Raw genomic sequence first — 14,075 nt, 5'->3', positions numbered from 1 at the left:
TGATCCGGCGATGAGCGCTTCCTGGGTTTGATAAAACCGAAGGGGGAAGGGTGAAGATCAGGGCTGCGTATTGCTGACCCAGCGAATGATGTGTTCCTCGAGATCATCATCGTCCACGTCGTTTTCGCTGATGGTGCGGCCGCGCACAGATATGCCCGCAAGATGTACGGACTGAGGATCCCCGGTCACCAGCGGATGCCACTCGGGCAGGGGTTTGCCCGCGTCTATCAGGCGGTAGGCGCAGGTATCCGGCAACCAGGCCAGGTTGTCGCGATCATCAGGCGCCAGGACCACGCAGTCCGGCACCAGGGTCTGACGGGTCTCGTAGTGACTGCAGCGACAGCTTGTTTCGTCGAGAAGATGGCAGGCTACCTGGGTGTAATAGATGCCGCCGCCATAGGCATCCTCCAGCTTGTGAAGACAGCAACGGGCACAGCCATCGCAGAGAGACTCCCACTGTTCCCGCGTCATCTCGCCGGGAGCGAGGGTCTCCCAAAAAGGCTTTTCAGACATCCGCCGGGGTCCCCTCGCGCTTGGCGACCACAGCCCGGGCAAAAAACCGGGGAGACCTCACCGCGTTAACTTTTGGGATCACGGATCAGCATCCGGTTGTTCTGACGGTCGACCTGAAAAAGATCCGTCGCCTTAATAAGGTCGCTGAGACGGCGATAGCCGTAGTTCACCGAAGAGAAAGACGCGTTATTGTTGGATATGTAACTACCTACGCGGGACATTTCCGCCCAGCCGTCATCATCGGCAGTCTGGTCAACCGCCGTGCGCAGGAGTTTCACGAGGGCACTATTCTGTCGCAGGCGCCCCTTGGGTGTTCGTGCGGGCAGGGAGTCGCTCTCGCCATTCCCCTCCTTTGACGGGATGAGGTTTTCTATGAAGATAAAGGGCGAACAGGAGTCCACGAAGGGCGATGGGGTTTTCTTGCCGCCGAATCCATAGACGGGAAACCCGCTCTCCAAAATACGCAGCACGAGCGGCGTGAAATCGCTATCACTGGTCATAAGCGCGAAGGCGTCGACATTACCGCTGTAAAGAAGGTCCATGGCATCAATGATCATTGCCGAGTCCGTTGCGTTCTTTCCCTTGGTGTAAGCAAATTGCTGCATGGGACGGATGGCGTGGGGATGGAGCTTTTCAGCCCAACCGGACAGTGATGGATTGTTCCAATCGCCGTGGGCGTGACGGACATTGACCGTGCCGTGCTTTGCCAACTCCTCGAGGACTCCCGCAATTGCATTGGGCGTCACATTGTCACAATCGATGAGTAGTGCGATGCGCTTGGTCTCAGACACGGTGTTTGCCTCGGTAGGTATCCAACTCCAAGGCACACTGTATAGCGTTCGCCCCCGGAGTTGAACACAGAGGATGCATCACGGTGGCTTACCCAGGGCCCCATGACTGCCAAACCGGCGATAGAAGAGCTTCAGCCAGAAAGGCGCAAAAACGGTGGTGTAGGCAATCACCAGTACCACGGCCGCATAAACCTCTCCGTTCAGCGCGCCGGCACTGCGACCCAGTTCCGCAAAGATCAATCCCACTTCAGCCCGGGGCACCATGGCCATCCCTACAGCCTGGCGAATGAGGCGGGGCTCGCTGCGCAAAAGATGACCCGCAAGAACCTTGCCCCCGATGGCAACCGCCGCAAGGGAAAAGGAAAACAACCAGACAAACGGCGAATCCCAGTTGATCATCCGCAGATCCAGGGACAAACCCACCCCGACAAAGAATATCGGTGTAAACAGCTGTACGATGGGACGCATTTCACGGCGCACCTGCCTGGTGAAGGCCGCATCGGGGGCCATACTTTCACCGAAGGGGAGGAAAAACTGCCGGGACAGCGCGAGACCCACAACAAATCCACCCAGTAGTTCCGGAGCGCCCACCACGTGCGCAATCCAGGCAAAAAACAAGACCAGTGACACGATGAGCGTAGCCACCAACCCTGGCAGCTCTGTCACCTGTCCGTAACGGCTGATAACAGCAGAGGCCAGTTCCGCAACGATAGGAGAGACAACAAAAAAGAGGCCAATAAAGGCGAGCAGGCTAAGCAGCCCACCATAGCTCGTATCGTGAGCAGCCGACATCTGAAAGAGAAAGGCGAGAACCAGTACACCCAGCACATCATCGAGCACCGCCGCACCCAATACGATCTGCCCTTCTCTACTGTCGTCCCTGCCCACATCCCGAAGAATTCGCACGGTGACACCAATGCTCGTAGCGGTCATGGCCCCTCCCACAAACAGTGATATCAGCAGAGACATATCGAAGGCATAGCGACAGAGGAGAAAGCTGCCCAGCATCGGAATCACCGCGCCGCCCACGGCAACGATCACGGCCTCGGTACCCGTTTCCCTGAGGCGGCGAATATTGGTCTCAAGCCCCACCTGAAATAACAACAGAATGATGCCGATATCGGCCAAAAGCTGGAGAAACTCCGAGGGATGAATCCAGCCCAGTTGACTCGGACCCAGAAGAACACCCACGAGCAACTCACCGATGACCGCGGGGGCACCCAGGTGCATGGCAATTTCACCGGCTAAACGAGCACCGGCCAGAATGATGGCAATCTGGAGAAGAACTTCAGCGCCTTCCATGGTTTCCGCTCACCCCCGAGTACCGCACAGGAAGCGCCGATAATGGCAGCGCGTGGCAGCAACAGCAACTCGGTCTGCTGGACGCCGAAGGCGCCGTGGCGCGAAAATAGCGATCGGGTGGCGTCCCGTGCTCAACTGTGTATCCTTCGCGGCCCACGAACCCGCCTCATCACCCAACCATAGGATGTCTTTTCTGTGTTCGACACAATCCGCCAGGACTGGCTTGGCAACGTGCGTAACGATCTTCTTGCCGGTCTGGTCGTTGCCCTCGCACTCATCCCCGAAGCAATCGCCTTCTCGATTATTGCCGGGGTAGACCCCAAGGTAGGACTTTACGCGTCCTTCTGCATCGCGGTGGTCATCGCCTTCGTCGGGGGGCGTCCCGGCATGATTTCTGCGGCCACGGGGGCCATGGCCCTGGTTATGGTGGTGCTGGTCAAAGAGCACGGACTACAGTATCTGCTGGCCGCTACGGTACTGACGGGGATACTGCAGATAATCGCAGGATGGGTGCGACTGGGGAGCCTCATGCGCTTTGTTTCGCGCTCCGTGGTCACGGGCTTTGTCAACGCCCTGGCTATTCTCATCTTTATGGCGCAACTGCCAGAACTCATCGACGTCACCTGGCATGTCTACGCCATGACTGCAGCGGGCCTGGGGATCATCTACGGCCTGCCCTATATCACCCGGGCGGTCCCCTCCCCTCTGATCACCATTGTTGTTCTCACGATTGTTGCCATGGTGCTGGACCTGGACATCCGGCGTGTGGGCGACATGGGCGAACTACCGGATAGCCTACCCATCTTTCTCCTGCCGGATGTCCCCCTGAACTGGGAAACTTTAGGCATTATTTTTCCCTATGCGCTGACCTTGATGGTGGTGGGTCTCCTTGAATCTCTCATGACCGCCACCATCGTCGATGACCTGACGGATACCAAGAGCAACAAGAACCGCGAGTGTGTCGGTCAGGGTGTTGCCAATATTGCCAGCGGCTTCATCGGCGGCATGGCGGGCTGCGCCATGATCGGTCAGTCGGTGATCAATGTGAAATCCGGCGGCCGGGGACGCCTCTCAACTCTGGTAGCGGGAGTCTTCTTATTGATCATGGTGGTATTTGCCGACGCCTGGGTCAGCCAGATACCCATGGCGGCCCTGGTGGCGGTGATGATCATGGTGTCCATCGGTACCTTTAGTTGGTCCTCTATCCGTGATCTCAAAGACCATCCGCGAAGTTCCAGCGTCGTGATGCTCGCCACGGTGGCGGTGACCGTCGCCACCCACGATCTCGCCCGGGGCGTGCTCACGGGCGTACTGCTCTCAGGCTTCTTTTTTGCGCACAAGGTCGGACAGATTCTTTATCTTCGCTCCATGGTGGACGACGACGGAAGGGTCAGAACCTATCGCGTTTTCGGCCAGGTGTTCTTTGCCAGTGCCGATCGATTTATCGCCGCCTTTGACTATCAGGAAGTGATAGAGCGGGTCTGCATCGACGTGAGCCGCGCGCACTTCTGGGATATCACCGCCATCAGCGCCCTGGATAAGGTCATTCTCAAGTTTCGGCGGGAAGGCACTGAGGTGGAAGTCATTGGCCTGAACGAAGCCAGTGCCACCATGGTGGATCGCTTCGCGGTGCACGACAAAGACGGCTCTGACGATCTCTTGATGGGGCAATAGCGCTATGACTATCAGTGACAAGGAAAAGATTCTCGCCTGTGTCGATCAGTCGCATTTTGCGGACTACGTGACGGACTACGCCGCCTGGGCGGCGCGGCGCATACAGGCGCCCATGGAACTCCTGCATATCATCGATATTCACCAAACCCCGCCCTCGGGTGAGGACCACAGCGGCGCTATTGGCTTTGACGCCCAGGAGCAGCTTCTCAGCAAGCTTTCCAGCGAGGACGAAGCACGCACCCGGGCAGCACGGGAGTCGGGACGTTTGTTTCTCAATCGACTCCGGGAACGTGCCAGCGCCGTGGGCGCACCCCAGGTAGACACCCGGCAACGCTACGGGCAGCTGGTGGAAACACTCCATGAGCAGGAGGCTGGCGTGCAGCTTATGGTCCTGGGTCGCCGGGGAGAATCCGCTGAAGCCACCCTTCGCGATCTGGGGCGCAATGTGGAGAGCGTCGTTCGTGCTGTCAACAAGCCCATACTCACGGTCACCGAGGGCTTTCGCGAGCCCGAGCGCATCATGTTTGCCTTCGACGGCAGTGCCGTGACCCGTCGCGGTGTGGAAATGATCGCCGGCAGCGCGCTGTTCCGAGGCTTGCCTATATTGTTGCTCATGTCCGGGAAGGTGAACCCTGATGGTTCCAAAAAGCTGGATTGGGCCGAGAAAACCCTCACCGAGGCGGGCTACAGCGTCGACAAACGATTGCAACCGGGTGATGCGGAAGTCGTCATAGCAAAAACCGTCACCGATGAGTCTATCGACCTGCTGATCATGGGCGCCTTCAGTCATTCGCCCCTGCGCACCCTGCTCTTTGGCAGCAAGACGGCCGACCTCTTGCGCTCATCAAGCATACCTACCCTGCTATTGGGCTAGACTATTTTTCGCTCAGGCCAAGGAATGATCCTCATGACCCTGTTTTACAAAGCCCTGAGGCAGCGCCGGCTGTCGGCCCTGGGTATCGCCTTTGGCCTGATGGTTTCTTTCCCCGGTGCTGCCTATGAGCCGTCCCCGGTGGAAGGGCATTTCACCATCGACGAATTTGTCTACGAGGATGGTAGTGCCGAGCCCCTGACCCAACACTACCGGACCCTGGGAACACCGCGACGCAATGCCGAGGGCAGAGTCACCAACGCGGTGCTCATCATGCACGGCACCACGGGCAGCGGTGCCGGATTCCTCAGGGATCGATTTGCCGGCGTGCTTTTCGCACCCGGCGGCATCCTCGATGCCGAGCGTTACTTCATCGTACTGACCGACGCCATTGGTCACGGACAATCCAGCAAACCGAGTACCGGGTCCGCCGGCGACTTCCCAAACTACAGCTACAACGACCTGGTGAGAGCCCAGTACCGCCTCCTGACAGAGCACCTGGGTATCAATCACCTTCGCCTGGTGACGGGCACCTCCATGGGCGGAATGCTGAGCTGGATCTGGGGCTATGAGCATCCCGACTTCATGGACGCCATCATGCCTCTCGCGAGCCTGCCTGTGGAAATCGCGGGTCGCAATCGCATGCTGCGCAAGATGATCATCGACGGCGTGAAAAATGACCCGGACTACCAGAATGGTTTTTACACGACCCAGCCCGCAGGACTCCGGGAAGCGCTTTATCCTCTGATATTCATGGTATCCAGCCCCCTTCAATACCAGAAGCTTGCGCCCACGCGTAGGGACGCGGAAGCGATGCTGAATGCCGCCCTCAATCGCTACAGTGCGGCCATGGATGCCAACGACCTCATTTATGCTTTTGACGCCTCGAGGGACTACAACCCGGCGCCGCACCTTGAGGGCATCAAGGCACCGCTACTGGCCATCAATTCCGCCGACGACCAGGTCAACCCACCGGAGCTTATGCTATTGGAAGAGCATATTGAACGAGTGCCCAGGGGCGAGGCGGTGACTCTGGACATTAGCAGCCTCACGCGCGGCCACGGCACGCACTCGCTCCCTGGCATTTGGGGGCCCTACCTGGCGCGTTTTCTCAAGGCCACCGGCGGCGACGAAAGTGAACCCCCGCGCGACTACTCGGCCTTATCGAATCCCGACGCCCCCGTATGGAGCAGTCGTGCTCCCGAGCATTTCACGGCGCGCTTCGACACCACCGAGGGACGCTTCAGCATTGCGGTAACGCGGGATCTTGCGCCCCTTGGTGCAGACCGCTTCTACCAGTTGGTTAGCGCCGGCTATTACGATGGCGTGCACATCAATCGCGTAGTACCCGGGTTCATCGCACAATTCGGAGTCCACGGCCGACCGGCGATTCAGGAAATCTGGAAGACGCAGATGATTCCCGACGACGAGGTGCTAAGCAGCAACCTTCGGGGCAGCGTGGCCTTTGCCATGACCGGGCCGGATACCCGGAGCACCCAGGTTTTTATCAATACCGTAGACAACGCCCGTCTTGATCAAGGGGGCTTTGCACCTTTTGGCACCGTTTTGGAAGGTATGGACGTTGTCGATCGTCTCTATGGACTCTATGGTGAGGAAGCCGGCGGCGGCCTTCGCGGCGGGCAGCAGGGTCCTCTGGAATCCGGTGGCAGCGAGTATCTGAACAGCAATTATCCGCTGCTCGATTTCATTCGCCGGGCGACGATTCCCCAGGACTCTTAAAACAGGGAGCCACGCAACAAACGGCGCGAGCTGCCTTAGTCCGGGCCTTGTATCGTGACTCTGCCAATACGATTACTGCTGCTCTGGTGGATCAGGAGCTCGCCTTCACGCGTTACCCAGACGTGCCGCACGATGCCCACCCCCGAGGGAATCGCCCAGCTTTGGAATGTCTCCGTAGCAGGGTCAAAACGCACCAGAGCATCGGGCCGCATTCCCGACTCGTTGTACCAGACCACGTCGTCGATAACCGCCAGAGCATAGGGATGGGACTTGGGGCCGCTGGGGGACGGCCATTCCCGGGTCTCCCCCGTGTCGGGATCGAGAACACCGATGCGACCCAGGGATGAGTTCACGTACCAGACCCGGCCATCGCTGGCGATATCGAGGCGGCGAATCCGGGTCTTTTCATCTGGTATGTCGAAGTATTCCAGCGCCATGGTATCGGGGTCCATGGTGCCAATGGCATTCGTGCCATTGTGCGCCACCCACAAGCGACCCTTCGGTCCTACCTTGATGCCATAGGGCCGCGCGCGGGTTTTTACCTCGCGGAGCTCTCCCGTTTCAGGATTCAGGCGCCCGAGCATCCCCGCCTGTTGGGAGGTGAAGTACAGGTTTCCGTTGGGATGAAACACTGCCGTGTGAGGATCCCGGGCCTCCGTGGGAAACTCCTCAATCGTCCCCGTATCGGGATCAAGCTTGCCGATGGTGGCGTTGCCATTACCGGTGTACCAGATATTGCCCTGGGCGTCGGGAACAATGCTGTGGGGACGCGCTGCGGGCGGCAGATAATACTCCTCCATCTCACCCGTCTCGGGATCCAGACGACCGGTGAGACTTGCCCACATACCGGTCCACCAGATACTGCCATCAGGTGCCTCCACGGGATCCCGGGAACGCTGCCCCAGGGTAGGTGCGATCCACTCTTCGATTGTGATGTCAACAGGTCCGGAAATCAGCGTGGGTTTACGCTCTTCCTTCGCCGGAAAATGCGTCGCAAGATAACCGGCGATGGTCTCCGCCTGCGCATCGGCGAGGGGCAGCATGGTGTTGATGAGAGCGCGCCACTCCCCGGCGGAATCAAAACCGGCAGAGTTGAGGATGCGCGACGTGCTGTGACAGCCTATGCACAGCTTCTCCACCAGCGCTTTGCCATCACCCGGCGGCAGCTGCTGTGGCTGGGCGAATGCGGGTAATGAGGGAAAAGAGAGGCTGAGAAGACACGCGAGGGCGAAATTGGGAAACACAGTGCCTTTAGGTGAACTTTTCCGAGAAGTCATGACGAGAGGGTCCTGCGCCTGTAAACAAGACTCGGAGACTACCTGCTTGGCCCCCCCAGAATCCAGCGGGCCGCGTTACTGCCGGGACAATCAGGGGTGGGCCTGATTGCTACTTTGATTGCTACAAAAGTGACAGTCTGGGAGCGCAGCGTCGCCTAGACTATGGGCATCTCGTAAACGAGTCCCCAAGATCCACACCAACAGCAACATTAACAATAAAAGGAAAACCCCATGCCCCAGCTTCGTTCGGACAAAGTCACCAAAGGCAAATCCGCGGCAGCCGCGCGATCCTTGTGGCAGGCGGCAGGCGTCAAACCCGATGACTTTGGCAAGCCGGTCATTGCCGTGGCCAATTCCTTCACGGAATTTGTGCCGGGTCACGTACATCTGCAGGAGGTGGGTCGACTGGTCTGCGAGGCGATCTGGGCTGCCGGCGGCATTCCACGGGAATTCAACACTATCGCCATAGACGATGGCATCGCCATGGGCCACGACGGCATGCTGTACAGCCTGCCCAGTCGCGAAATCATCGCAGACAGCATCGAATACATGGCTAATGCCCACTGCGTCGACGCTATCATCTGCATATCCAACTGCGACAAGATCACCCCGGGCATGCTCATGGCGGGGCTCCGCCTTAACATCCCCGTGGTCTATGTCTCCGGAGGGCCCATGGAGGCCGGGCGCCTGGACAAGCCCGAGGGCCTGCGCAGGGTCGATCCCATCGAAACCTACATCAGTGCCTTTGATCCCGCGGTAATCGCGAGCGATATGCAGGAGCTTGAGGACAGCGCCTGTCCCACCTGCGGTTCCTGCTCGGGGATGTTCACGGCCAACTCCATGAACTGTCTCGCGGAAGCTCTGGGACTTGCCCTGCCCGGTAACGGTTCCATGCTGGCGACGCACCTGGATCGCAAGGCACTCTTTCAACGCGCTGCACAGCAGGTGGTGACTAACGCCAGACGCTACTACGAAGACAACGATGAATCCGTTCTCCCACGGTCCATAGCCTGCTACAAAGCCTTTGAAAACGCCATAAAAGTCGATATCGCCATGGGAGGGTCCACCAATACAATTCTTCATCTGCTGGCCATGGCCCAGGAAGCAGAAGTGGATTTCACCATGGCGGACATCGACCGTCTGTCCCGGCAAATCCCCCATCTTTGCAAGGTCTCGCCCGCAACCCAGACGTACTACATGGAAGACGTACACCGCGCCGGAGGCATTATCGGCATACTCGGTGAGCTTGAGCGCGGGGGCGAGATCGATACCACCGTGAACACCGTGAGTGGAGAAAACCTGGGTAGTGTCCTGGCGAAGTGGGACGTCGTACGAAGTAACGATCCCGAGGTGAAAAAATTCTACTGCGCCGCACCCGGTGGCAAACGCACGGTAAAAGCCTACAGTCAGGACGCGCGCTGGGATTCCATGGATCTTGACCGCAGGAGTGGCTGTATTCGGGATATGCAGCACCCCTACAGTGAAGAGGGGGGACTCGCGGTACTCTTTGGCAACATTGCCGAGAACGGCTGCATTGTAAAAACCGGCGCCGTGCGCGAAGACATGTATCGCTACAACGGCAAGGCACGGGTGTTTGATCAGCAGGAAACCGCCCTCAATGCGATTGATGGCGGTGAGATTGAGCCCGGCACCGCCGTCATCATCCGCTACGAGGGCCCCAAAGGGGGGCCGGGTATGCAGGAGATGCTCAAACCCACCATGAGTCTCAAGGCACAGAAAGTCGACGACAGCTGCGCCCTGATTACCGACGGTCGATTTTCCGGCGCAACGGCAGGGTTATCCATCGGCCACGTATCGCCGGAAGCCGCGAACAAGGGCGCCCTTGGCCTGGTGGAAGATGGCGACATCATCGAAATCGACATCCCAAATCGCAGCATCAACCTCAGGATCAGCGATGAAGCCCTGGCTCAGCGACGGGCAAAGCGTGAACAAGCCAGTGACGGCGACACCTGGCTACCCACGGGGGAGCGCACACGGGTGATTACCAGGGCATTGAAAGCCTATGCGGCCTTTGCCAGCAGCGCCGACCGGGGTGGCTTCCGAGATCTCTAGGAAACGCCCGATGCAATCGGCCGTCAGTGCCCGAACTGGTAATCGGGCACGACGGTTTCGTCACTGATGAGCCGGCCAAAGGCACTGCCCAGGGCTTCGATATCCGAGACCACAATCTTGCCGTAGTGAAGCTCAAGAAAGCCATCGCGCTCGAGGGCCTTGAGCTCGCGGCTCACAGCCTGCCGGGACGAACCCAGCATATTGGCAACGACTTCATGGGACAAACCGCTGATCACACGATGTCCCCGGGGGTCCGCCTCCAAACTGTAACCGCGACGCAGCACCAGACGGGCAACGCGGTCCCGAAGGGCCAGACCCGCGGCATCCTCCGCATTCCCGTAGGCAACTCGAAGGCGGCCGGCCAGCATGGTATTCAGTGACCGCGCAATCTGGGGATACTTGTCGTAGAGCAGCAGAAAATCATCACGACTGATAACACTCAGGCGGGAATCCTGTACGGCGCAGGCATGATTAAAGCGGGGCAGGTTCTCAAGGGTGCTGGATTCGCCAAAGCAGTCGCCATCGAAGAACTCCATCATGACGATTTCATGGCCGTCCGCGGTGTAGTTGCACATACGAATCCGCCCTGACTCCACCACATAACAATAAGACGACGGATCGCCAAGTTTGTAGACGTACTCCCTTGCACTGTAGTCACGCTGCCGGGATTTCTCCTTGAGCGCTCGAAGCACGTCGGCGTCCAGGTTTGTCAGCCAACTGTGTAGCCCACTCACTTTGTACATGCCCGGCTCCTTCTCACAGTACCGGTAGAGCATAGCCGAAGCCGCCACCCCTGACCTAGCTTGCATCGCGTCGAAACCGCCTACCCTGGGACCGGAGATGCCCGATTTTTTTAGATGTGCTTTGTGGAATAGCTGCCCTGACTGACCCCGGTAGTGGTCATAAGGTCGCCGGTCCATGTACCCTTCGTCAGGAATCCAGTGCCTCAGTTTTTAAGACGCAACATCGGCAGGAGTAAGACATGCACACGATATTCAAAGCCGGGATCGCAGCGCTGACCATGATTGCGCTGCACACGCCCCCGGTTTACGGCGACAGCCACAATCCCACCGAAAAAAACGACAGCGACATAGAGAGCCATTCGGCCTCGGCAATCGCTGCGCCGCGGGAGTTTGTGACGGAGCACAGCGGCACGTTTAATGGGGCAAAGTTGCGCTACCGTGCCCGTGCGGGAGAAACCTACCTCCGGGATGAAGAAGGCAAGCCCAGCGCCGCCATTTTCAGCTTTGATTATGTCGCCATCAGCGATGGCAAAGACCGACCCGTTACCTTTGTCTGGAACGGCGGGCCCGGCAGCGCATCTTTGTGGCTACATATGGGCACCTTCGGACCCAAGCGCGTGGTCGTACCTTCGGGCGCGGGACATGCCGGTGCGCCGCCCTTCCCTCTGGTCGCGTCCAGCGAGACCATCCTCGACGTTACGGATCTGGTGTTTATCGATCCTGTGGGGACGGGGTATTCCCGCGCCCTTGGAGAACACGACGGCAAGGAATTCTGGGGCTTGAAGGAGGACGCTGAGTCCATCAGCGCGTTTATCAGACGCTGGCTCAGCGACAACCAACGCTGGAATTCCCCAAAGTTTCTTCTCGGTGAAAGCTACGGCACCACGCGGGCCGCGCTGGTCGCTGACATTCTGGAGAATGAGCATAGCGTTGCACTTAACGGCATTGTGTTTATCTCTCAGGCATTGGATTACGCCGGATCGACGCCCTACGTCGCGGACAATTTGATATCGCATATCACCTACGTTCCCACCATGGCGGCCACCGCCTACTACCATCAGCGTGTTGATGCCCGGGGGGCAAGCCTGGAGGAATGGGTACAGCAAGCGCGGGATTTCGCCGTCGACGAACTCCTTCCGGCGCTCTTCAAGGGCAATACCCTGGATGCCGACACCCGGGCGCGCGTACGCGATGAGCTTGCGAGACTGACGGGGCTTTCTCCGGAATACGTCGAGCAGGCCAATCTCCGTGTCCGGGGTACCCGCTTTGCCAAGGAATTGTTGCGTGATGAAGGCAAGATTGTCGGTAGTCTGGATGCCCGCTATCTGGGGGACCCTGTGGACGATCTCACGGCGAGAGCCGACTTCGATGCCGCCAGCAACGCCATCTCCGGTGCTTACACAGCAGCATTGATGAGCTATATGCAGAGTGATTTGGCTGTAGTGTGGGAGCGCCCCTATCTGTCCCCCGCCGATCCCCGTCTCAGCGATGAATGGAACTGGAATCCCAAGGGGCGCGATGCCGCCTGGGAACCCCACTGGGTGAATACCTCTCACAATCTGGTGAGCGCCATGGAAGCAAACCCGGGACTCAGGGTATTGGTGGCTTCAGGGTATTACGATCTGGTAACCCCCTTCTTCGATGCGGAATACACGCTGAATCGCTACGGCATCACGCCGGATCGCGTGGATTACAAATACTACGGTGGCGGGCACATGATGTACGTCAACGAGGAAGCGCGGCTCAGTCTCCTCAGTGACGTGCGTGCCTTCCTCAAGGCGCAGCTGAGGTAAGAGCGCGTTGCAGTGACGGAGATTTCTAGTCGGAGTGCAGGAGTCGCCGGGTAAATCCTGCGCCCGCCTCTTCCAGCATGAGTTTCAGCGGTGACTGCAGGGAGTTCGCTGCGGTCGCCGACTGGCGCAGGGACGCCCCCAGGCCCGTGGCAAGCATGCGCTGATAGTAGGGCAGCTCCCGTCGATATCCCGGTAAATGCGCGTCCAGGGCTTCGTCACTCTCCAGACTGCTCATAAAAGCATCAACCAGGGAGCCCAGGGCGTTCTGCAAACGCTCGTTGTCTCCGATGCCCTCGTCGGGCGTGATGGACCAGGTCATATCCCCGGCGAGCTCGCAGGTGCCAAGGCAATCACCCATGTCACGATCGCCCCACTCATCGGGGCCCACAAGAGAGAGTTGCCACTCTCCGCCCTTGGCGTAGAGAAAATACAGCTGGCCCATGGCGGGTTTGAACTGAAACTTTGCCGACAGCACCAGCACGGAGGCAAACCAATCAAACAGCAACTCCGCCGGCGCCTTGGCCCTTACCGTGGCCGGACGGGTCTCCTGCCAGTGGGCCATCACCGGGACAAGACCCTTGCCTTGAGGATTGGGATTTTTGTACGGGTTTCGATTCATGCTCAGAGTACGCGGAGACCGCCCGCACGGTTCTTTTCACCGCGCGCATTTAAAAAGGCCTTCAAGGCATAGAGGGGCTCTGCGCTGTCTCTGCCCAGTAGCTATCCAGCATCTGTCCCACGGTATTGGGCTCCACCAGATGCGCCGCATACCAGGTATGCAGGCAACGAATACGGCTGAAGTCTGCAATACCTCCGATGCCGCGCTCCGCCAGGGCGCTCCATTGCCCCTGACGCTCAAGAAGCTCTCTTTCTTCACGTTGCAGATAGGACTCCCGCAGCTGAATATGCCGCCGGTGATCGTCCGCCATGGCGTGCTGAAGCGCGGGCTGCGCATCGATCAGCGTTTGAAATGCCGCAATGCGCCCCGTGGCCTCCTCCCGATCAATGCGCAGATTCAGCGCCGGATCGATCAACCAGAACAGGGTCGGAAAGGGCTTGCCATTGACCAGGGAAGCCACGCGGATCACTGCAGGCTGACCCGCGCTGTCCACCACCGTGACCTCCCGCAAACCCCGGGGCCTGCGACCCAGGCGGGCCTCCACCTCGGCGAGGGTCGTCTCATCAATAACAGCTGTGTGCTCACTCGTATTCATAGGGCAACGATACCTGTTGCACGGGAAGCCTCCCAGTCTTGACGAACCCGAGGAAGACCTTTCTGACCGCAGTGGCCTCCCCAG

The 14,075-nt window shown here is 59.0% G+C and carries 12 protein-coding genes; 5 read left to right on the top strand and 7 right to left on the bottom strand.

The window, feature by feature from the left end:
* Positions 1-57 precede the first annotated feature (57 nt).
* The 3 genes from KT71_RS08150 to KT71_RS08140 form a co-directional block, all read right to left on the bottom strand.
* On the bottom strand, positions 58-513 hold the full coding sequence (locus KT71_RS08150) for a YcgN family cysteine cluster protein (RefSeq protein WP_008295907.1): 456 nt from the start codon (positions 511-513) through the stop codon (positions 58-60).
* 65 nt (positions 514-578) lie between these two features.
* Positions 579-1,304: an NYN domain-containing protein gene (locus KT71_RS08145; protein ID WP_008295908.1), complete on the bottom strand. Its 726-nt coding sequence runs from the start codon at positions 1,302-1,304 to the stop codon at positions 579-581.
* A gap of 78 nt (positions 1,305-1,382) precedes the next feature.
* Positions 1,383-2,606 (bottom strand): cation:proton antiporter, encoded by a 1,224-nt coding sequence (locus KT71_RS08140; protein ID WP_008295909.1) that lies wholly within the window; start codon positions 2,604-2,606, stop codon positions 1,383-1,385.
* A 195-nt stretch (positions 2,607-2,801) separates the two neighbouring features.
* Here KT71_RS08140 and KT71_RS08135 point away from each other — a divergent pair, with 195 nt between their 5' ends.
* The 3 genes from KT71_RS08135 to KT71_RS08125 are packed head-to-tail and all read left to right on the top strand — an operon-like array spanning position 2,802 to position 6,891.
* The gene (locus KT71_RS08135) at positions 2,802-4,280 is read left to right on the top strand and encodes a SulP family inorganic anion transporter (protein WP_008295910.1); all 1,479 of its coding nucleotides are present in this window, start codon (positions 2,802-2,804) and stop codon (positions 4,278-4,280) included.
* 4 nt (positions 4,281-4,284) lie between these two features.
* Positions 4,285-5,154, top strand: coding sequence for a universal stress protein (locus tag KT71_RS08130; protein WP_008295911.1), 870 nt, complete (start codon positions 4,285-4,287; stop codon positions 5,152-5,154).
* Between the two features lie 33 nt (positions 5,155-5,187).
* Positions 5,188-6,891 (top strand): alpha/beta fold hydrolase, encoded by a 1,704-nt coding sequence (locus KT71_RS08125; protein WP_023659464.1) that lies wholly within the window; start codon positions 5,188-5,190, stop codon positions 6,889-6,891.
* Positions 6,892-6,926: 35 nt separating this feature from the next.
* On the opposite strand, the gene KT71_RS08120 is transcribed toward KT71_RS08125, so the two are convergent.
* On the bottom strand, positions 6,927-8,168 hold the full coding sequence (locus KT71_RS08120; protein ID WP_023659463.1) for a Vgb family protein: 1,242 nt from the start codon (positions 8,166-8,168) through the stop codon (positions 6,927-6,929).
* 231 nt (positions 8,169-8,399) lie between these two features.
* On the opposite strand from KT71_RS08120, the gene ilvD reads away from it, so the two are divergent.
* Positions 8,400-10,241 carry a dihydroxy-acid dehydratase gene (gene ilvD, locus KT71_RS08115; protein ID WP_008295915.1) on the top strand — a complete coding sequence of 614 codons (1,842 nt, stop codon included), beginning with the start codon at positions 8,400-8,402 and terminating at the stop codon, positions 10,239-10,241.
* Between the two features lie 23 nt (positions 10,242-10,264).
* On the opposite strand, the gene KT71_RS08110 is transcribed toward ilvD, so the two are convergent.
* Entirely contained in the window at positions 10,265-10,984 is a 720-nt protein-coding gene (locus KT71_RS08110) for a Crp/Fnr family transcriptional regulator (RefSeq protein WP_023659462.1), read from the bottom strand.
* Between the two features lie 239 nt (positions 10,985-11,223).
* Here KT71_RS08110 and KT71_RS08105 point away from each other — a divergent pair, with 239 nt between their 5' ends.
* Positions 11,224-12,777, top strand: a complete 1,554-nt coding sequence (locus KT71_RS08105; RefSeq protein ID WP_008295917.1) for a S10 family peptidase — start codon at positions 11,224-11,226, stop codon at positions 12,775-12,777.
* A gap of 25 nt (positions 12,778-12,802) precedes the next feature.
* Here the strand turns inward: KT71_RS08105 and KT71_RS08100 are convergent, their stop codons facing one another.
* Positions 12,803-13,396, bottom strand: a complete 594-nt coding sequence (locus tag KT71_RS08100; RefSeq protein ID WP_008295918.1) for a DUF2452 domain-containing protein — start codon at positions 13,394-13,396, stop codon at positions 12,803-12,805.
* Between the two features lie 61 nt (positions 13,397-13,457).
* Entirely contained in the window at positions 13,458-13,991 is a 534-nt protein-coding gene (locus tag KT71_RS08095) for a DUF501 domain-containing protein (protein WP_008295919.1), read from the bottom strand.
* Between the last annotated feature and the right edge of the window lie 84 nt (positions 13,992-14,075).

It is taken from the genome of Congregibacter litoralis KT71 (assembly GCF_000153125.2).
Lineage (GTDB): Bacteria > Pseudomonadota > Gammaproteobacteria > Pseudomonadales > Halieaceae > Congregibacter > Congregibacter litoralis.
This window is presented reverse-complemented; position numbering and strand designations above follow the sequence as displayed.